The following is a 20,426-nucleotide window of genomic DNA, read 5'->3' as shown; positions in this document are numbered from 1 at the left end:
CGCCATGGCACTGCGCCGACGCGCCATCAAGGATGCCCGCGGTGAAGCCGCGCTGTTCCGTGTGCGCGCCTTCGTGGGCTTTGCGCTCATCCTGATCGGGCTGGGCGTGCTGGTGGCGCGCTATCAATACCTGCAGGTGCAGCGCCACGGCGAGTTCGCCCTGCGCTCCGAGAACAATCGCGTGAAGCCGCGCGCCATCCCGCCTGCGCGCGGCCTGATCTACGATCGCAGCGGCGTGCTGCTGGCCGACAATGTGCCGGCCTTCCGCCTGGAAGTGGTGCCCGAGCAGGTGAAGGACATGCCTGCCATGCTCTCGGCCATCCGCGAAGTGGTGCCGCTGGACGACGGCGACATCGAAGCCTTCAAGAAGCAGCTCCGGCAGAACCGCCGCTTCGACAGCGTGCCGCTGAAGCTGCACCTCACCGAAGATGAGATCGACCGCTTCGCCATCAGTCGCTGGCGTTTCCCCGGCGTGGACGTGGTGCCGTACCTCACCCGCCGCTACCCGTACGGCCCGTTGTTCGCGCACGTGGTGGGGTACGTCAGCCGCATCGATGCGGACGACATGACCCGGCTGGACGCCGACCGCTACAAGGGCACCAGTCATGTGGGACGCAGCGGCCTGGAGCGCTCGTACGAAGACATGCTGCACGGCGAACCCGGCTACGAACTGGTCGAGGTGAACGCGGACGGCCGCGTGCAGCGCGTGCTGGAAACCCATGCCCCCACACCCGGCAAGAATCTCTATCTGAGTATCGACGTGCGCGTGCAGCGGGCGGCCAGCGACGCCTTCGAGGGGCGCCCGGGTTCATCCGTGGCCATCGATCCGCGCAACGGGCAGGTGCTGGCCATGGTCAGCGTGCCGAGCTTCGACCCGAACCTGTTCGTCAACGGCATCAGCAAGGCCGACTACAGCGGCTACATGACGGCCGAAGACAAGCCGCTGCTCAACCGCGCCCTGAAGAGCGCCTACCCGCCGGGTTCCACGGTGAAACCGTTCCTGGCACTGGGTGGCCTGGAGCTGGGTGTGCGTCGCCCGGAAGACACGGTGCTGTCCACCGGCGAGTTCTGCATCGCCGGCCAGCAGCGCTGCTATCGCGACGACGTGCGCGGCGGCAACGGCACGGTGAACATGGTTCGCGCCATCCAGCTGTCCACCAACACCTATTTCTACAAGCTCGCGCTGGACATGGGTATCGATCGCCTGTCCAGCTGGATGGGCAGCCTGGGTTTCGGCAAGAAAACCGGCATCGACCTGCTGGGCGAAGGCGAGGGCATCCTGCCGTCGCGCGAGTGGAAGGCGTCGCGCAGCAAGATGCCGTGGTTCCAGGGTGAAACCATCATTGCCGGTATCGGCCAGGGCTACTGGACTGTCACGGCGCTGCAGCTGGCCCACGCCACCGCCACGTTCGCCGGTCACGGCACGCCGTACGCCCCGCGACTGGTCATGGCCACGGCCGCCGTGAAAGAACGGCCGGTGCTGCTGCCCAATCCACCCTCGGGACCGTCCGTGATCCGCAAGCCCAATGACTGGAATGTCGTCAACGAGGGCATGGAAGCGGTGGTGTACGGGCAGGGCGGTACGGCCCAGCAGGCCGGCGTGTTCAAGGGATTCCCGCTGCGCGTGGCCGGCAAGAGCGGTACGGCGGAGCGTTTCTCCCGCCGCAGCAACGACTACGACTCCAACAAGAACCTGGCCTACCTGGCCGCGCGTCACCGCGCCTGGTTCATTGCCTATACGCCCACCGAAGCCCCGCGCATCGCCGTGGCCGCCATGCTGGAATCGGGCGCCTGGGGTGCGGCGGATGCCGGCCCCATCGCACGCAAGGTAATGGAAGCGTGGCTGGCGACCACCGGTGGTCCGGTGCCGTCGAAGAACCCGGAAAGTGCGCCGGCAGGCTCGTCCAGCGCGCCTGACTCGCCTGAGGTGCCCGAGGATGCACCGGTGCTCTCACCGGCCGACATGTCCGTGATGCCGCCCGCGCCCGCCGACAACTCCAGCGCCACACCGCCTGACGATGGAGGCAACCCGTGATCGACGAGCTTCAGGATCGTCTGGTGCACCTGCTGCGCCGCATGGCGAAGCGGCCGCGCATCGACATTCCGCTGGCCCTGGGCCTGATGACCCTCGCCGGCGTGGGCCTGATGACGCTTTACAGCGCCAGCGGCGGCAACATGGCCATGATCGGCGGCCAAGCCGCGCGCTTCGCCATGGGCGGTGTGCTGGTGCTGCTCATCTCGCGCATTCCGCCGCAGACCCTGCGCACCTGGACGCCGTGGCTGTTCGCGGCCAGCGTTTTCCTGCTGCTGGTGGTGGCGGGCATCGGTGAGGTACGCAGCGGCTCCAAGCGCTGGTTGAACCTGGGCGTGATGTCGTTCCAGCCCTCCGAACTGCTCAAGCTCACCATGCCGATGATGGTGGCCTGGTACCTGCATCCGCGGCAGCTGCCGCCGAGCTGGAAGGACATTCTCGTCGTCGGCATCCTGATCGGCATTCCGGCGGGCCTGATCGCGGAGCAGCCGGACCTGGGCACCGCCTTGCTGGTTTCCGCCGCCGGCGCGTTCGCGCTGTTCCTGTCCGGCATGCGCTGGTGGAAGATCGGCAGCTTGCTGGCCGTCGTGGCTGGCATGGTGCCGGTGGCCTGGCACTTCCTGCACGAGTACCAGCGCAACCGCGTGCGCACCTTGCTGGATCCGGAATCCGATCCGCTGGGCAACGGCTGGCACATCATCCAGTCGCAGATCGCCGTGGGTTCGGGCGGCCTGTTCGGCAAGGGCTGGCAGCACGGCACGCAGTCGCGCCTGGACTTCCTGCCCGAGCACACCACGGACTTCATTTTTGCCGTGTTCTCCGAAGAGTTCGGCCTGGTCGGCGTGATCGGCGTGATGCTGCTCTACGCCTTCATCATCGGCCGCTGCCTGTGGATCGCCATGGAGGCGCGCGATACGTATTCGCGCCTGCTGGCCGGTGCCATCGGCATGAGCTTCTTCGTCTACGTGTTCGTCAACGGCGGCATGGTCGCCGGCATGTTGCCGGTGGTGGGCGTGCCGATGCCGCTGATCAGTTACGGCGGTACCTCGGCGGTCTCGCTGCTGACGGGCTTCGGCGTGCTGATGTCGATCTACGCGAACCGGAAGATCCACAAGTAAGCGCATCGCCGGCCGGCCATGCAGGCCGTGCCTGATAAGGGGGCCCGCACGCCCACTGCGTGGCATGCACGGCGAGAAATCGCCGGCTTTTCCCTGCTCGCATGCTAGGCTAGCCCCGTAGCATTTCCGACAGCGAAGTCATTCATGCCCTCGATTCCCGCGTCGCTCCCGACTCGTCGCCTGGTTGCCACGCTGGGCCTTCTTTTCGCCACGGCGTGCATGCCGGTTCTCGCGGAAACCCATCCCGGACAGGACAAGCTGGTCACCGAAGTGGCCCGCGACACCGGCAAGAGCACCACCTCGCTCAATGCCTTGCTGGATGGTGCGCAGAAGCAGCAGAGCATCCTCGATGCGATCAGCCGCCCGGCCGAAGCGAAGCCGTGGAAGGATTACCGGCCGATCTTCATCACGCCCAAGCGCATCAACGATGGCATTGCGTTCTATCGCGAGCATCGCGCGCTGCTGGAAAGCATCGGCAAGCAGTACGGCGTGGCGCCCGAGTACATCGTGGCCATCGTCGGCGTGGAAACCTCGTACGGCAAGGTCACCGGCAAGTACAAGGTGCTCGACGCGCTGGTCACGCTGGGCCTGTACTACCCGCCGCGCGCCACGTTCTTCCGCGACCAGCTCAAGACCCTGCTGGAACTGCCCGACAACCACCTCGCCGGCCCGGTCGACACGCTCACCGGTTCGTATGCCGGTGCGCAAGGCTGGGGACAGTTCATGCCTTCCAGCATCCGCGACTTTGGCGTGGACGCCGATGGCGATGGCCGCATTGATCTGAAGAACTCGCTGCCGGACATCTTCGCCAGCGTCGCCAACTACTTCGCCAAGCACGGCTGGCAGACCGGTGGCCCGGTGGCCGCGCCGGCGCGCGCCGATGGCGCGGCCAGGCCCATTTCCGTCAAGGACTCCAAGACCCAATGGCCGGTGGAGCAGCTCGAAGCGTGGGGCTATGCGCCCGTGCAGTCGCTCAATCCGGCCCAGCCCAGCAGCCTGCAGTCGCTGCAGGGGCCCGATGGCACGGAGTACTGGATCACCTTCCAGAATTTCTACGTGATCACCACCTACAACCGCAGTCCGCTGTACGCGCTGGCCGTGCACCAGCTGGCGCAAGCGATCGCGCAAGGGGCCAACGGGATGGATGCCACGCAATGAAGTGGCGGCTTGCGCTGCCACTCGTGCTGATGGCGCTGCTGGCCGGTTGCAGCGGCGGCAAGACCCGTCCCTCCACGTCCGGGTCCAGTACGGGTTCGTCGTCGTCCTCGTCGCGCGGCAAGTGGTCCGGCACGAACGGCGGGTCCTCGTCGCGCGGCGGTATCAATGACGACTTGAGCCGCCCGCAGAGTAGCCGCTACAAGGACGACAGCGACAGCGTGCCCCAGGGGCCGCCGCCGGAAGTCATCGCCAAGCTGCCCGAGCCGGTGCCGAAGGTGGAGCCGCGCGCGCTGTACGGCAACAAGTCGCCCTATACCGTGCTGGGCCAGACCTACAACGTGCTGGCCTCGCCCAATGGCTACGTGGAGCGCGGCATCGCCTCGTTCTACGGCAACAAGTTCCACGGGTACAAGACCTCGAGCCTCGAGGACTACGACATGTACCAGTTCAGTGCCGCGCACAAGACGCTACCCATTCCCAGCTATGCGCGCGTGACCAACCTGGAAAACGGCAAGAGCGTGATCGTGCGCATCAACGATCGCGGCCCGTTCCACGAAAACCGCGTGATCGACCTGTCGTATGCCGCCGCCGTGCGCATCGGGGTGTGGCCCAAGGGCACGGGGCTGGTGGAAGTGCGCGCCATCGATCCCTCGCAGCCATTGACTGCGCAAACCCTGCCGCCGCCACCGCCGCCGCCCAAACCCGCCAGCCCGGGGCCCGGAATTTACCTCCAGGTGGGTGCATTCTCGGACGCCACCAATGCCGAGCGGGTGGCGCAGCAGTTGCGCTCCGCCAATTTTGCGCCGGTACAGGTGGTGAATGCCCAAATCAACGGCCGCAACATCCAGCGCGTGCGCGTGGGGCCGCTCGCAGGCGTCGACCAGGCCGACGATGTCACATCGCGCATCGAGAATATGGGGCTGCCCCGACCGCAGGTCGCGGTAGACTGATGTATTGAAATTCTTGCGGCGCCCCGGCGTCGCGATAGCCATTGGACCGAACCGAACGATGAACCTGATCCGCCGTACCCTCTCTTCGCTTGCCGTCGCCGCCCTGGTCGTCGGCACGGCCGTTGCCCAGCAGACCCCGCCCAAGCCGGCTCCCGTGCCGCGGCCGGTCACGCCCGAGGCGCCGGTGCCGCCGCCGCCGGATGTGGATGGCAAGGCGTGGGTGCTGATGGATTACGCCACCGGCCAGGTACTGGCATCGAAGGAGCCGGACCTGCGCGTGGAGCCGGCGTCGATCACCAAGATCATGACCGACTACGTGGTCTCGGCCGAGGTGGCCAACGGCAAGGTCCACATGACCGACCCGGTCACCATCAGCGAGAACGCATGGCGTGGCGGCGGTGCGGGCACCGATGGCTCCACCAGCTTCCTCAAGCTCAACAGCCAGGTGCCGCTGAAGGACCTGCTGTACGGCCTGATCATCCAGTCCGGCAACGATGCCGCCATTGCACTGGCCGAACACACCGCCGGTTCGGAACAGGCCTTCGCCGGCCTGATGAACGCCTATGCCAAGCAGCTTGGCATGACCAACACCAACTTCCAGAACGCCTCGGGCTACCCGATCGCCAACCACTACAGCACGGCGCGTGACATCGCCATTCTCTCGCGTGCGCTGATCCATGACTTCCCCGAGGACTATGCGATCTCGGCGATCAAGGACTTCGAGTGGAACGGCATCAAGCAGCACAACCGCAACCTGCTGCTGTGGCGCGACCCCACCGTTGACGGCATCAAGACCGGCCACACCGCCGCCGCCGGTTTCTGCCTGGCCGCCTCGGCCAAGCAGGGCGACGCACGCATGATCGCCATCGTCATGGGTTCGACCAACGAGAAGACCCGTGCCGACGCCGCGCTGGCGCTGTTGAACTACGGTTTCCGTTTCTATGAGACGCACAAGCTGTATGACGGCGACAAGCCGCTGGCCACGCCGAAGCTGTGGAAGGGCCAGTCCAACCAGCTGCCGCTGGGCGTGGCCGACAACGTGCTGGTCACCGTGAAGCGCGGCGACTACGACAAGCTGCAGGCCACCATGGATATCCCGGCCACGCTGATCGCCCCGTTCACCAAGGGCCAGCAGGTGGGCACGCTGCGTCTGACGCTGGGCGGCCAGCCGGTGCAGAATGTACCGCTGATCGCGCTTGCCGATGCGCCGCAGGCTGGCTTCTTCGGTCGCCTGTGGGACAGCATCATGCTGTGGTTCCACAGCGACAAGAAGACCGACGAGAAGAAGTGACGGAGGTGCACTGATGCGCGATATCGATTCCATCGAAGCCCAGCAGGAAGGCCAGGGTTTCCAGTTTCCCGGCGAGTTCGAAATCACCGCCATGGGCAACGCCAACGCGGACCTGAAGGCCCGCGTGCCCCAGATCCTGGAAGGCATCGGCGTGCACGTGCTGCATGAGACGGTGAAGCACCGTCATTCGCGCGAAGGCAACTTCATCTCGGTAACGGTGAGCTTCCGCGCCGAGACCCGCGAGCAGTACGACCAGGCGCACGCCTTGCTGCGCGCCGATCCGGATATTCGCTACACGCTGTGAGACGGCCAGGGGCGCCCAGGCGCCCCGTTATCCCGGCGGGCCGCCCGTGCCCGCCGCTGCCCGGTGACTTCCAGCCCTTGCAAGGGCGGTCTCACGGCCGCAGATAATCAGCACCATCCCCAGGCCATTCCCCCATGTCCTTGCCGCTCAAAGTCCGTCGTCTCGGTCGCCAGCCTTACGAGGCGACTTGGGAGGCGATGAGCCAGTTCACCAACAACCGGGGCCCCGATACGCCCGACGAGCTCTGGTTGCTGGAACACGATCCCGTCTTCACCCTTGGCCAGGCCGGCAAGAGCGAGCACGTGCTGGCGCCGGGTGACATCCCGGTGATCCACGTCGACCGCGGTGGCCAGGTGACCTACCACGGCCCCGGTCAGATCGTGGCCTACCCCATGGTCGACCTTCGTCGAGCCGGCGTGGGCGTGCGTGAGCTGGTCCACAAGATCGAGCAGGCCATCATCGACACCCTGGGGCACTGGAACATCGGCGCGGACCGCCTGGAGGGCGCCCCGGGCGTCTACGTGGCGGGCGCCAAGGTGGCGGCGCTGGGCCTGCGCGTGCGTCGCGGCTGCAGCTTCCATGGACTGGCCTTCAACGTGAACATGGACCTGGAGCCCTATCACCGCATCAATCCTTGTGGCTACAAGGGTTTGGAAGTCACGCAGGTGTTAGACTTGGGCGGTCCGTCGAGCCTGTCGGACGTCGAGGACGCCCTGGTGGAGGAGTTCTGCCGCCAGTTCGATTTCGTCGCCGAGGCCGCGCCCCCCATCCTCCCTGAACTACCCGCTCGCGTAGCGGTCTGAGCTTGCCTACATGAGCGAAATTTCTTCTTCCAAGGCCATCCCGATCAGTGTTGTCGGCGCTCCCGTCGAGAAGCAGCTGGGCAACGACAAGATCGGGCTGAATCGTGCCGGTTTCGAAACCAACGTACCCACGCTGCGCAAGCCGAGCTGGATCCGCGTGCGGCTGCCGCAGGGCAACGCCGTGCAGCAGCTGAAGTCGCGCCTGCGCGAAAACTCGCTGGTCACCGTGTGCGAGGAAGCCTCCTGCCCGAACATCCACGAGTGCTTCAGCAAGGGCACCGCCACGTTCATGATCCTGGGCGAAGTGTGCACCCGCCGCTGCTCGTTCTGCGACGTGGCGCATGGCCGCCCGGCCGCGCCCGATCCGCTGGAACCGGCGCGCCTGGCCGAGACCATCCGCGACATGCGCCTGAAGTACGTGGTGATCACCTCGGTCGATCGCGACGACCTGCGTGACGGCGGTGCCGAGCATTTCGCCGCCTGCATCCGCGCGACGCGTCATGCGGCGCCGGACATCAAGATCGAGATCCTCACGCCCGACTTCCGCGGCAAGGGCCGCATGGAGCGCGCGCTGGAAGTGCTGAAGGAATTCCCGCCGGACGTGTTCAACCACAACCTGGAAACCGTGCCGCACCTGTATCGCGAAGTGCGTCCGGGCGCCGACTACCAGTGGTCGCTGGACCTGCTCAAGCGCTTCAAGGCGCAGCATCCGGAAGTCCCCACCAAGTCCGGCATCATGCTCGGCCTGGGCGAGACCATGGAGCAGGTGCTGGAAACCATGCGCGACCTGCGCGCGCACGACGTGGACATGATCACCATCGGCCAGTACCTGCAGCCCACGCCGCACCACCATCCGGTGATCCGCTACTGGACGCCGGAAGAATTCGAATACCTGCGTGAAGCCGGTGAGGCGATGGGCTTCCATCACGTCGCCTCCGGTCCGCTGGTGCGTTCGTCCTACCACGCCGACCTGCAGGCGCATGCCGCAGGTGTCACCGAGCACGCATAAGAGAGCTCACAGAGATCCTATGAAACTGCGCCCTTCGCTAGCTTTGTTGCTTGCTCTTGCCGTCACCGGCGTCGGTGTCCATGCGCAGTCCGCGGCTGACCTTGCGGACGCTGCCTCGCCGCGCAAGTTCTCCACGCTGCCGCTCAAGCCCACCGTCACGCAGGCGCAGGCGGCGCAGCTCTCCGCCCGCTTCCTCACGCGCTTCCACTACGACGCGAAGCCGCTTGACGACGCCATGTCGCAGAAGATCTACAAGGCGTACATGGACAGCCTGGACGGCGAGAAGGTGTTCTTCACGCAGGCCGACCTGGCCAAGTTCGCGCCGCTGAAGACGCAGATGGACGACGCCATCTGGAACCAGGACCTGTCCGGTCCGTTCTCGATGTTCAACCTGTACATCACGCGGGCCATCGAGCGCATGACCTATGCGCGCGGCCTGCTGAAGCAGGGCTTCGACTTCAACACCAACGAAAGCTACAACTACGACCGCAAGAAGGCCGAGTGGCCGAAGGATCAGGCCGAGCTCGACACCTTGTGGCGCGAGCGCACCATGAACGACTGGCTGCGCCTGAAACTCGCCGGCAAGCCGGACGACGAGATCCGCAAGACGCTGGACAAGCGCTACGCCGGTTACATCGACCGCGTGAAGCAGCTCGACGGCGAGGACGCGTTCCAGTCCTTCATGAACGCCTATGCCGAATCCACCGACCCGCACACCGATTACCTCGGCCCCCGCGCGGCGGAGAACTTCGACATCTCCATGAAGCTCTCGCTGGAAGGCATCGGCGCGGTGCTGCAGGCGCGTGACGAATACACCCAGATCCGCGAAGTCGTGGTGGCCGGTCCGGCCGCCAAGTCCGGCAAGGTCCACGTGGGTGACCGTATCGTCGCCATTGGCGAAGGCACCAGCGGCCCGATGGTCGACGTCATCGGCTGGCGCCTGGACGACGTGGTCAAGCACATCCGCGGCAAGAAGGACACCACGGTCCGCCTGGAAATCCTCCCGGCTGACGCTGGTGTGGACGGCAAGCACGAGCTGATCAGCCTGGTCCGCCAGAAGGTGAGCATCGAAGAGCAGGCCGCCAAGAAGAAGGTCATCGAGATCAAGGACGCCGGTGTCACGCGCAAGATCGGCGTGATCGACCTGCCGAGCTTCTACTCCGACTTCGGCGCCCGTCGCGAAGGCGACAAGGACTTCAAGAGCGCTACCCGCGACGTGGCCAAGCTGCTGGGCGAGCTGAAGGCCGAGAACGTGGAAGGCGTGGTGATCGACCTGCGCAACAACGGCGGCGGCTCGCTGGCCGAAGCCAACGAACTCACTGGCCTGTTCATCGACCAGGGTCCGGTGGTGCAGGTGCGCGATGCGCGCGGTGAAGTGCAGGTGCAGGGCGACGACGATCCGGGCATGTCCTGGAGTGGCCCGATGGCCGTGATGGTCAATCGCGGCTCGGCGTCGGCTTCGGAAATCTTCGCTGCCGCCATCCAGGATTACGGCCGCGGCCTGATCATCGGCCAGCCCACCTTCGGCAAGGGCACCGTGCAGAACCTGGTGGACCTGGACCGCTTCACGCGCAACAACAGCGAGAAGCCGCAGTTCGGCGAGCTGAAGATGACCATCCAGGAATTCTTCCGCATCAACGGCGGCTCCACCCAGCTGAAGGGCGTGACGCCGGACATCCAGTTCCCGAAGAACGGCGACGAGAAAGACTTCGGCGAGTCCACCTACGACAACGCGCTGCCGTGGACGCAGATCGCGCCGGCCGACTACAAGCCGGTGGCCGACCTGAAGGCCTACCTGCCGCAGCTGACCACCAAGCACGACGCCCGCACGGCCACCTCGCCGGGTTGGAAGCTCATGCTGGACGAGCTGGCGCAGTACAAGAAGATGCGCGACAAGACCACGATCTCGCTCAACTTTGCCCAGCGCGAAACCGAGCGCAAGGAACTGGACGCCATGCAGGCTGACTTCCGCGCGCGTCACAAGGCTATCGATGGTGGTGCCGACAACGAAGGCGCCGATACGCTGGACGATGGCCTCAACGCCAACGAGCGCAGCCTCAAGAGCGAACTGCAGCAGGAGAAGGACGCCAAGAAGGCGGCTGATCCGCAGTTGAGCGAAACCGCGCACATCCTGTTCGACGCGGTGGGCCTGATCAAGGGTGACGCCAAGCTGGCGTCGGAAGTGCTGCCCTACGGCGGCAAGTTCTCCAACGCCACCTCGGCCACCGCCGCGGCCACGCCGGAGAAGCCCGCCCAGCCGACCCCGGCGGCCCACTGACCTGTCGATGGGCAATCCATGAAAAAGGCGGCCCTCGGGCCGCCTTTTTTTATGCGCCGAACAGGCGCCCCGTGATTCAACCCTGTAGGAGCGCACCCTGTGCGCGACCGCGGAGTAGCAGGCTCACCGCTCCGTCAGGTTGTCGCGCACAGGGTGCGCTCCTACAGATACGCAGCGATGACGAGCGCTGCGGTCCTCTGAAGCGCCCATCGTGAGGGCGGCGTACACCGGGGCGCTACGGTCGCGCGCAAGCGCGCTCCTACAAGGGCTGCAGAACCTGGTAGGAGCGCACCCTGTGCGCGACCGCGGAGCAGCAGGCTCACCGCTCCGTCAGGTTGTCGCGCACAGGGTGCGCTCCTACAGATACCCAGCGATGACGAGCGCCGCGGTCCGCTGATGCGCCCATCGTGAGAGCGGCGCACACCGGGGTGCCGCGGTCGCGCGCAAGCACGCTCCTACCAGATTCGGCAGCCCTTGTAGGAGCGTGCTTGCGCGCGACCGCGGAGTAGCAGGCTCACCGCTCCGTCAGGCTGTCGCGCACAGGGTGCGCTCCTACAGGTAGAGCTCCCACAGGTACAGATAGAGGAGGAGCGGCTTTTACTTCGCCGCCTTCGCCTTCTTCTCTGCCTGTTCCTTCTTCCACTGCTGGTATTCGGCGAAATGCGGCAGGTCACGCAGCAACTTGCTGCGCGGGTCCACGATTACCAGTGAGCCGGCGGGCACGGGAATGGCGGCATCGCCGCCGTTCATCGGCACGGTGACGAGCTGGTCGCCCACCTGCACCTCCACCGGCATCGGGAACGGCTTGTCGTGCGGCACGCGCCAGTGCAGGCGCAGGGTGTTGCCGTCCTGGTGGGTTTCCAGTGCGGGCAGGGCGGCTTCGTGCAGGTACATGTCGAAGAACCAGCCCAGGTCGCGACCGCTCACCTGGTTCACGATGTTGATGTAGTCCTGCGTAGTGGCGTAGTGCGGCGCGAAGTTGCCAGGCTTCGGATCGGGGCGGCCGTACACCAGACGGCGCACGCTCTCGAAGAAGGCGCGGTCGCCGATCATCTGCCGCAGCGAGTGCAGCATCAGCGAGCCCTTGTAGTAGATGTCGTTGCCGGGGCCGTGCGCGGCGTCGTACACCTCTTCCTCGGTCTGGCTCTGGCCCTTCACGATGGGGTAGGCGTTCTTCACCATGCTGCGTTCGTTCTGCAGCATCGAGAAGTACGGCATGTCGCCGTACAGGTACTGGCCGAACAGCGGCTGCATGTAGGTGCCGAAGCCCTCATGGATCCACATGTCGTCCCAGTCGGCATTGGTCACCTGGTTGCCGAACCACTCGTGCGAGAACTCATGCTGCAGCAGCCAGTCGAAGCCGTACTCGCTGCGTGGGTAGCCGTTGCCGTAGGCGTTGATGGTCTGGTGCTCCATGCCCAGATGCGGCGTTTCCACCACGCCCATCTTTTCGTCGCCGAACGGGTAGGGGCCAATCTGCTGCTCGAAGAAATCCAGCATGCGCGGGAATTCGCCAAACAGCTGCTTCGCCTGCGCCTCGTGGCCGCGCAGGTACCACATCTGCATCGGAATCGTGTTGCCGTAATGGCTGTGGTAATCGCCCTTCAGCACATCAAACGGGCCGATGTTGATCGAAATGGCGTAGGTGGTCGGGTGCTTGGCGCGCCAGTGATAGGTGTGCGTGTCGCCATGGTCCTTGATGTCGACCAGCACGCCATTGCCCGGCGCGGCGAGGGACTTGGGCACGGTGATATACGTGTCGACCAGGTCGGGCTTGCCCTGCGGATGGTCGATGCACGGCCAGAAGAGATCGCAGCCTTCGCCTTCCACCGCGGTGGCGATCCATGGCTGGCCGTCATCGGTGTGGCTCCACACGAAGCCGCCGTCCCACGGTGCCTTCTTGGCCACATGCGGCTTGCCACCGTAGGCGATCTCCACCGTCACCTTGCCGTCCTTGGCCAGCGCCTTCGGGAGCTGGATGCGCAGGCGGCCGTCCGGATTGCTCCAGCGGTCGGCGCCAAGCGCCTTGCCGTCCACCGACAGGCGCTTGATGGTGAGGTTGTTGTCCAGGTCCAGCAGCAGCACGTCGGTCGCCTCGCGTGCGCTGAAGGTGAGCTTCGCCGTGGCGTCCAGCGTCTGCTGGGCCGGATCCACGCTGAAGTGCAGCTCTGCATGGTCGAAGTGCACGCGCGCCTGTTCCGCCGGCAGCACGCCGCCCGAGCGCACCGTCTGCGCACTGAGTGGCGGCTGCTGCGCGGGCTTGGCGTCCTCGGCATGGGCGAAGGTGGCAAGTGCGGCGCATAAGGCGAGCGACAGGAGGCGAGGCGTCGGCATGGAGGGTCCCTGATTGGATCAAACCCGCAGAATGGCACCCCGCGAGCCATGGCGTCATCGCCGAAAGTCATGGTTGGGCATGCCTTGTGACGCGGGCCGCCCTGCGCGCATGCTTCAAGCCTGCCGCTCGTGCGTCGTACCCGGAGACCGCTCATGGATACGTTGCAGAACCTCGCGCTGGCCGGTGGCCTGTCCTGGGCCAGCGGCTTTCGCCTCTACGCCACGGTGTTGCTGGCCGGCCTGCTGGGGCGCTTCGGCGTGGTGCACCTGCCGGATGGCTTGCAGTTGCTCACCGACAACTGGGTGCTGATCACCGCGGGCGTACTGACGCTGGGCGAGTTCCTCGCCGACAAGGTGCCCGCCTTCGACAGCGTGTGGGATGCCGTACATACCTTTATCCGCGTGCCTGCCGGCGCCTTGCTGGCGTGGGGCGTGTTCCGCGATGCCGGTGCCGGCACGCAGCTGGCGGCGGCCCTGCTGGGCGGCACGCTGACCTCCGGCACGCACCTGGCCAAGACCGGTGGCCGCGCCCTGATCAACACCTCGCCCGAACCCTTCAGCAACTGGGGCGCGAGCCTGGGCGAAGACATCTCGTGGCTGGGTGGCATGTACCTCATGTGGCAGCACCCGGCGGTGTTCCTCGTGCTGCTGGGCATCTTCGTGCTGTTTCTGCTGTGGCTGGTGCCGAAGATCCTCCGTGGCCTGAGAGCGCTGGCGCGGCGGTTGCGCGGGGCAGGGGTGGAGTCGTCGACCTAGGGGCGGGGCGACACCACTCCCCGGTGGGAGCGCACTCTGTGCGCGACCGCGGCCCGAATGCCTCCTCTGGGGGTGGTTTTTCGCGAGGCGTCTTCATCGATGCATCGAGGTACATCGCCGCTCACCCGTCGCGCACAGGGTGCGCTCCCACCGGATAGGGATGGGGCGTGACGCCAGGAACAAGCGCGTAACCACCATGGCATGCCATACCCCTGTAGGAGCGCACTCGTGCGCGACCGCAGGCAGTGCCCGGCTTTCGCGACCACGGCGACGACAACACCGTGTTCTCACCGCTGAAGTGTCGTGCTACAACGACGCGTTGCGGTCGCGCGCAAGCGCGCTCCTACAAGTGAATTAGCGGGCACTCCCACAAGGGGGAGCGAACTTGTCTCGCCAAAAATCAAAAGGGCGACCCGAGGGCCGCCCTTCTTGTCTCGAACCGGTAATGGCCTCAGCCCTTGTAGCGCTGCTGCAGGAATGCGAAGAACGCACGCAGGCCCAGTGCCTCGCCGCCACGCGGGCGGCCCGGGCGGTCCGCGTCGTTCCACGCATACGTGTCCAGGTGCAGCCACGGCGTGGTCTCGGGCACGAAGCGCTCCAGATAAAGCGCGGCGGTGATCGCACCCGCGTGACGCGACGCGCCGGAGTTGGCCATGTCGGCCAGGTACGACTCCAGCATCTTGCGGTATGGGCGCCACAGCGGCAGGCGCCACAGGGGATCGTTTACCGCGCGGCCGGCGGCGAGCACGCGGTCGGCGGCGTCGTCGTTGTTGGCGAACAGCGCCGGAAGGTCCGGGCCCAGCGCAATGCGTGCCGCGCCCGTGAGCGTGGCGAAATCGATGATGAGTTCGGGCTTCTGCTCGGTGGCGAAGGTCAGCGCGTCGCACAGCACCAGGCGACCTTCGGCATCGGTGTTGTCCACCTCCACCGTGATGCCCGCACGCGTGGTGATGACTTCACCCGGACGCATCGCTGCGCCCGACACCGCGTTCTCCACGGCAGGGATCAGCAGCTGCAGGCGCACGGGCAGCTTCGCCTGCATGATCAGGCCGGCCAGCGCAATGGCGTGCGCCGCGCCGCCCATGTCCTTTTTCATCCAGCGCATACCGTCGGCCGGCTTCAGGTCCAGGCCACCGGTATCGAAGCACACGCCCTTGCCGACCACCGCGATCTTCGGATCGCTGCTCTTGCCCCAGGTCAGTTCGATCAGGCGCGGCGAGCGATGGCTGGCGCGACCCACGGCGTGAATGGTGGGGAAGTTGGCGTCGAGCAGTTCGTCGCCCACCCACTCGCGCACCTTGCCCTTGTGCGTCTTGCCCAGTTGCTTCACCGCATCGGCGAGATGCTTGGGGCCCATGTCCTCGGTCGGCGTGTTGACCAGGTCGCGCACCAGCGTGGTGGCGTCGGCCAGCGGCTTGAGTGTGTCGAGGTTGGCGGCGGCAATGGCCAGCTTGGCCGGCGCGCGGCGCGCCTTGCGGTAGCGGGTGAACTCGTAGGCGCCGAGCGCCCAGCCCAGCGCGGCCTGCAGCTTGTCCTTCAGCACGCCCTCGTCGGCGAGGTGATAAGTGCCTTCCGGCAGCGTGCGCGGCAGCCCGCCAAGGGCGCCCAGCGCATCGCCCGCATCCACGCCCACCAGCACGCGAGCCAGCTTGCCGCCTTGATCCGGCAGCAGCGCGAGCGTGCCCGGCGCGGCTTCAAAGCCGGATGCCGACAGCCACTGGCGCTGGGCGGGCGTAAGGCGGCGTTTGGTGGCGGCGAAGTGCGGGGTGTCGGTGGTTTCGATGGCGATGCTGTTGCGATCGCTGGACTTGCGTTCAATCAGGACAGACATGGAATTCCTTGCGCGGCACGGGCGGGGGCCGCGTTGGCAGCGTGGTGATGCTTAATGATGCGCGCTTTTGGGGTGGGGGGCGAGGGCGCGGTTCGGATTGATTCGGGAAATTCGTCGTCTTGACGTTTTCGTGATTCCACGTTCACCGCGCAACCTTGCGCCCTCTCCCCGCCGGGGAGAGGGCTGGGGTGAGGGGGCACTCTTGCCTCGGTCCTTCAAAAGAGCCGTCATTCCCGCGAAGGCGGGAATCCAGTGACTTTGCTCTTGGCCTCTGGTCTCGCGCGCCGTCGCGATCTGGCCGCTTACGCAGCGGGGGCGTTTCGACCTCCTGCCGGAGGCCGAGTCACTTTTCTTTGCTGGCCCAAAGAAAAGTAACCCAAAGAAATGGCCTTAAAGGCTGGCAGCATGCCGATGGGAAAAGCCCGAGCGGCTGAGGAACGGTGTTGCTTGGCAACCTCCGCCTCTACACAGCGGGTACTTCCAAGCGCTTCGCAACGCGCCGAAGCTGTGAGGACTTAACGCGGAGCGTCGTGCCTCTACGAGGCACATCCTTCCTTGCCACTCGGTGGTTCACGTTGAACATCACCTGTCGCTCGTCCTCTCCCGTTCGGGAGAGGACTGGGGTGAGCACTGAGGCGAGAAAGGAACGGGCTTCACACGATGCGAGACCCCCTGTAGGAGCGCACCTTGTGCGCGACCGCAGCGCCCCGCCGATACCACGCCGCCAGCTAGCCGCGTCAGCCCTGCGCGTCCAGCCAATCCGCCAGCGCCACCATGTCGCGCAGATCCAGATCCGGCGCCGCACCCAGCGCCCCCGGCCACGGATGCCCCGCGCGGTTGATCCACGCCGTGCGCAAACCCGCATCGCGTGCGCCAACCACATCCAGTTCCGGGTCGTCGCCCACGTGCAGGATTTCCCCGGGCGCGATGCCCAGCCGCTCGGCGGCGGCGAGGAAGATGCGGGCGTCGGGCTTGGGAATGCCGGTGTCACGCGCGCTCACGTGATGGGCGAAGTGTTCGCGGATGCCGATGCGGTCCAGGTCGGCGTTGCCGTTGGTCAGGCTGGCCACGGGCCAGCGGCTGGCGATGCGTTGCAGGGCGGGCAGGCTGTCGGGGAAAAGGTCGACGCTGTTGCGCGCCGAGAAATAGATTTCCCAGAGGATTTCCAGCGGTACCTCGTCGATGCCGCAGGTGGTGAACGCCCGACGCATGGTCAGGTGGCGTTGCGCCGTGAAATCGTGGGCGAGGTCGGTGCGCTCGGCGGCCACTTCGGCGCGCAGGGCGCGCATGGCCGGGATGGGCCATGCGCGCGCTACGTCGGGATAGTGCTGGCGCAGGTACGCGTCAACGTCGTGGTCTGCCCGCTCCAGGGCCGGGAGTACCGGCCACAGGGTGTCGTCCAGGTCCAGCGTCAGGGCGCGGATGCGCACGCGGGCAATCAGTTGCCGCTGACCTTGAGCACCTGATCGAGCTTCACGTTGTCGCTGCTCAGGTGGTTCCATTCCTTCAGCTGGGCCACCGTCACCGAGTACTTCTTGGCGATGCCGCCGAGCGTGTCGCCCTTGGACACCGTGTAGGTCTCGCCTGCGGCGGCGGAGCCGCTCTTCTCGGCGGCGGCTGCGGTAGCCGGTGCGGCTTCGGCGGCGGCCGTCGGCGCGACAGGCAGCTGCGGCTGCGTCAGCGCCGGGTCGTCGACCACGTCGGCCTTGGAACCGGCTTCGGCCAGCAGCTTCTCGCGGCGGGCCTTGTCGTTCTGGGCCAGCTGATGCGCTTCGACGTACGGCACCAGGTGGTGCGCGCGGGCCAGGCTCTTCACTTCGTCGGTAAGCAGGAACTGCATGAAGCCGGCAATCTGCGCGGCCTTCGGGCTTTCCTTGTTGGTCACCAGGAACAGCGGGGTGTACAGCTGGTAGCTGCCGTCGGAAACGGTCGCCAGGCTCGGGGCCACGCCCTCGATGCTGATCATGCGCACCTTGGCGTTGTTGGCCACGCCGGACAGGGTGGTCACGCCCAGTGCATTCGGATCAAGCGTCACGGCTTCTTCCAGCTTGGCCGTATTGACGTACAGACGCGGCGCGGCCACCGGCTGGTTGCCGCGGCCGAACAGCAGTCGACGCAGGCTGTATTCCACGCCGTCGCCCGGGCTGGCCACCGCATACAGGTCGATCGGTGCGTCCTTGCCGCCCACGTCGCGCCAGTTGGTGATCTTGCCCAGGTAAATGTCGTGCAGCTGCTTGGCGGTCAGGTTGGGCACGCTGTTGGAGGGGTGCGTCACCATCACCAGTGCGTCGAACGCCACTGGTGTGAACAGCAGGGTGCTTTCCGTATCGTTGGAGCTGCTGCGTGCGCTGCCGGCGATATCGGCCAGGCCATGCTCCACGGCATCCAGGCCCGAGGCCGTGTTGAACGGCTGCACGTCGATGCGGCCCTTTCCGCTCTTCTCGTATGCCTTGGCCACGTCTTCCACCACACCGCGAGCGGTGGCGTAGTCACCACGCCACACCAGCGCCGGCGGCGGCGGGGTAGCAGGCTTCTTGGTCGACTTGGTGGTGGTTTTGCCGGCGGCGAAGGCGCCGGTGGCTGCGCAGGAGGAAATCAGCGCAACGATGAGCAAGCGGGAAAGACGTCGTGACATGGCGGTGGAGCACCCCGGAATGATGATTGGCGTTCGCGAGCCGCCTGGAACGGACGCGTGCAGATGTAACCCGGCTATTTCATCCAGCTCCCGGCCAATCCGCAAGCGTATTCCTACCGCTGGGCCGCATAAAAACGCGACGCGGGCCACGCAACGCCCGCCGCATTCATCCACCGTTAGCGCAACTCGCGCCGGGAGGTGAGCGTCGCACGATGGGGTGCGACTAGAGGCGGGAGGTTGAGGGTGATGTTTTGGGGCTTTTCTGTGTGATGTGGGCAGAGCAAAGGCGCCTCACCCTTCACCACACAGAGTCGGCTTTACCCCTCAACGAATCTCCACATACCTCACCCCCTCATCATTCGAAACCACCAGCACCAGCTGCCGCGGATTCACCCCGGTCAGCTGCTGCAGGGTGCGCAGGTCCGGAATGCGAAGGTTGTTGATGCCGATCACGATGTCGTTGGCCTGCAGCCCGGCGCGCGCCGCGCGGCTGCCTGACTGCACCGCACCCACGCTCACCCCGCCCAGGCCCTGGCTGCGCAGGTTCTGCGTGAGTTCGCTGAAGGTGACGCCGGCCAGGCGTGCATCGAGCTTGGCGCCGTCCACCGTGGCCAGCTTCTCCGGCACCAGCTTGGCGGTCACCTCGCGCGTGGCGCCACTGCGCTGCACGGTGAGCTTCACCGTGCTGCCAATGGGCAGCAGGCCCTCGGCGTTGCGCAGGTCCTGCGCGTTGCGCACCGGCTTGCCGTCGACGGCGGTGATCACGTCACCGGTCTGGATATCCGCACTGTCGGCGGCCGAGCCGGTGGTTACGCGCGTCACCACCGCGCCGTTGTTGTCCTTCAGTCCCAGCACCTTGGCAATGCGCGGGGTGATGTCCTGCGTCTCCAGCCCCAGGTTGCCGCGGTTGACCTTGCCGTGCGCGACCAACTGCTGCATCACCTCGCCGGCCAGGTTGGTGGGGATGGCAAAGCCGATGCCCACGTTGCCGCCCGAGGGCGAGATGATCATGGTGTTGATGCCCACCAGCTCGCCGCGCAGGTTCACCAGCGCGCCGCCGGAGTTGCCCGGGTTGATCGAGGCATCGGTCTGGATGAAGTTCTGGAAGCCCGTGCCGCCCAGGCCCGAGCGGCTCAGCGCGGAGACAATGCCCGAGGTCACCGTCTGCCCCAGGCCGAACGGATCGCCCACCGCCACCACGAAATCACCCACGCGCAGCTTCGACGAATCCGCCGTAGGCAGCGCCTGCAGGTTGCTGGCCTGGATCTGCACCACCGCCACGTCGGTGTCCGGGTCGGTGCCCACCAGCTTGCCCTTGAAGTCGCGGCCATCCTGCAGCGTCACCGTGATGTCGTCGGCGCCGCCCACCACGTGGTTGTTGGTGAGGATGTAGCCCTTGGCCGCGTCCGCGATCACGCCCGAACCCAGGCTCTGCTCCACGCGCGAACGCGGCGCGCCCTGCATGCCGAAGAACTGGCGGAACACCGGGTCGTCGAAGAACGGGTTGCGCACCTGCACGCGCGTCTTGGTGGAGATGTTCACCACCGCCGGCGTCACTTTCTCCAGCATCGGCGCCAGTGACGGCAGCGGCTGTCCGTCCACGGTGGGTGGCAACGTTGCGTAGCTGGCCGACGGTGTCGCGACAGCCAGCACGAAGGCGGCGGCAGCCAGGCGGCAAGCGAAACGGGCAGGCATGGAAGCTCCTTTTTCACGGGTGGAATCGACGGTGGTTCGACTCATTGCCGCAGCGACGGTTCCCCGGGTCGCGCACTGACGAAAATTACTTTACATCGGCCAAGGGCAGGGGTAACTTTCTCTCCCGTTCGCGACCACAACATCTTGTGTGACATGGCAGGTTGGTCACCCAAGAGCTGGTGTCACGGGGCACTCTCGGGGGGAGAGGGTCAGCGGGTCGGGCAGGGAACGC

At 66.1% G+C, this 20,426-nt stretch carries 15 protein-coding genes; 10 read left to right on the top strand and 5 right to left on the bottom strand.

Annotation, left to right across the window (positions count from 1 at the left end; translation table 11 throughout):
- The first annotated feature begins 4 nt into the window (after positions 1 to 4).
- The 9 genes from mrdA (at position 5) to H8F01_RS07200 (ending at position 10,943) form a co-directional block, all read left to right on the top strand.
- Complete coding sequence (gene mrdA, locus H8F01_RS07240; protein WP_187058333.1) at positions 5 to 2,035, top strand: penicillin-binding protein 2; 2,031 nt, start codon at positions 5 to 7, stop codon at positions 2,033 to 2,035.
- A 41-nt stretch (positions 2,036 to 2,076) separates the two neighbouring features.
- Complete coding sequence (gene rodA, locus H8F01_RS07235; RefSeq protein WP_187059198.1) at positions 2,077 to 3,150, top strand: rod shape-determining protein RodA; 1,074 nt, start codon at positions 2,077 to 2,079, stop codon at positions 3,148 to 3,150.
- Positions 3,151 to 3,294: 144 nt separating this feature from the next.
- A complete protein-coding gene (mltB, locus tag H8F01_RS07230) occupies positions 3,295 to 4,308 on the top strand; it encodes a lytic murein transglycosylase B (RefSeq protein WP_187058332.1) in 1,014 nt (337 codons plus the stop codon).
- Positions 4,305 to 5,258 (top strand): septal ring lytic transglycosylase RlpA family protein, encoded by a 954-nt coding sequence (locus H8F01_RS07225; RefSeq protein ID WP_187058331.1) that lies wholly within the window; start codon positions 4,305 to 4,307, stop codon positions 5,256 to 5,258. Before mltB ends, H8F01_RS07225 begins: the two co-directional genes overlap by 4 nt.
- 58 nt (positions 5,259 to 5,316) lie before the next feature.
- Positions 5,317 to 6,549 (top strand): D-alanyl-D-alanine carboxypeptidase family protein, encoded by a 1,233-nt coding sequence (locus H8F01_RS07220; RefSeq protein WP_187058330.1) that lies wholly within the window; start codon positions 5,317 to 5,319, stop codon positions 6,547 to 6,549.
- A 13-nt stretch (positions 6,550 to 6,562) separates the two neighbouring features.
- A complete protein-coding gene (locus H8F01_RS07215; protein ID WP_187058329.1) occupies positions 6,563 to 6,853 on the top strand; it encodes a YbeD family protein in 291 nt (96 codons plus the stop codon).
- Positions 6,854 to 6,987: 134 nt separating this feature from the next.
- Positions 6,988 to 7,656 carry a lipoyl(octanoyl) transferase LipB gene (gene lipB / locus H8F01_RS07210; RefSeq protein ID WP_187058328.1) on the top strand — a complete coding sequence of 223 codons (669 nt, stop codon included), beginning with the start codon at positions 6,988 to 6,990 and terminating at the stop codon, positions 7,654 to 7,656.
- A gap of 10 nt (positions 7,657 to 7,666) precedes the next feature.
- On the top strand, positions 7,667 to 8,665 hold the full coding sequence (gene lipA, locus H8F01_RS07205) for a lipoyl synthase (protein WP_187058327.1): 999 nt from the start codon (positions 7,667 to 7,669) through the stop codon (positions 8,663 to 8,665).
- Positions 8,666 to 8,684: 19 nt separating this feature from the next.
- Positions 8,685 to 10,943 (top strand): carboxy terminal-processing peptidase, encoded by a 2,259-nt coding sequence (locus H8F01_RS07200; RefSeq protein WP_187058326.1) that lies wholly within the window; start codon positions 8,685 to 8,687, stop codon positions 10,941 to 10,943.
- 597 nt (positions 10,944 to 11,540) lie between these two features.
- Here H8F01_RS07200 and H8F01_RS07195 read toward each other — a convergent pair.
- On the bottom strand, positions 11,541 to 13,277 hold the full coding sequence (locus H8F01_RS07195) for a M1 family metallopeptidase (RefSeq protein WP_187058325.1): 1,737 nt from the start codon (positions 13,275 to 13,277) through the stop codon (positions 11,541 to 11,543).
- 153 nt (positions 13,278 to 13,430) lie between these two features.
- Between H8F01_RS07195 and H8F01_RS07190 the strand changes: the two genes are divergently transcribed.
- The gene (locus H8F01_RS07190) at positions 13,431 to 14,033 is read left to right on the top strand and encodes a DUF4126 domain-containing protein (RefSeq protein WP_187058324.1); all 603 of its coding nucleotides are present in this window, start codon (positions 13,431 to 13,433) and stop codon (positions 14,031 to 14,033) included.
- Positions 14,034 to 14,484: 451 nt separating this feature from the next.
- Here H8F01_RS07190 and H8F01_RS07185 read toward each other — a convergent pair whose 3' ends face one another.
- From H8F01_RS07185 to H8F01_RS07170, 4 genes are all read right to left on the bottom strand, one after another.
- Complete coding sequence (locus H8F01_RS07185; protein ID WP_187058323.1) at positions 14,485 to 15,864, bottom strand: leucyl aminopeptidase family protein; 1,380 nt, start codon at positions 15,862 to 15,864, stop codon at positions 14,485 to 14,487.
- Between the two features lie 737 nt (positions 15,865 to 16,601).
- The gene (locus H8F01_RS07180) at positions 16,602 to 17,294 is read right to left on the bottom strand and encodes an HAD family hydrolase (protein WP_187058322.1); all 693 of its coding nucleotides are present in this window, start codon (positions 17,292 to 17,294) and stop codon (positions 16,602 to 16,604) included.
- Between the two features lie 8 nt (positions 17,295 to 17,302).
- On the bottom strand, positions 17,303 to 18,499 hold the full coding sequence (locus H8F01_RS07175) for a LysM peptidoglycan-binding domain-containing protein (protein WP_187058321.1): 1,197 nt from the start codon (positions 18,497 to 18,499) through the stop codon (positions 17,303 to 17,305).
- Positions 18,500 to 18,823: 324 nt separating this feature from the next.
- Entirely contained in the window at positions 18,824 to 20,194 is a 1,371-nt protein-coding gene (locus H8F01_RS07170) for a DegQ family serine endoprotease (protein WP_238481182.1), read from the bottom strand.
- Positions 20,195 to 20,426: the final 232 nt, after the last annotated feature.

The sequence above is a fragment of the Dyella telluris genome (genome assembly GCF_014297575.1).
GTDB lineage: Bacteria > Pseudomonadota > Gammaproteobacteria > Xanthomonadales > Rhodanobacteraceae > Dyella > Dyella telluris.
This window is presented reverse-complemented; position numbering and strand designations above follow the sequence as displayed.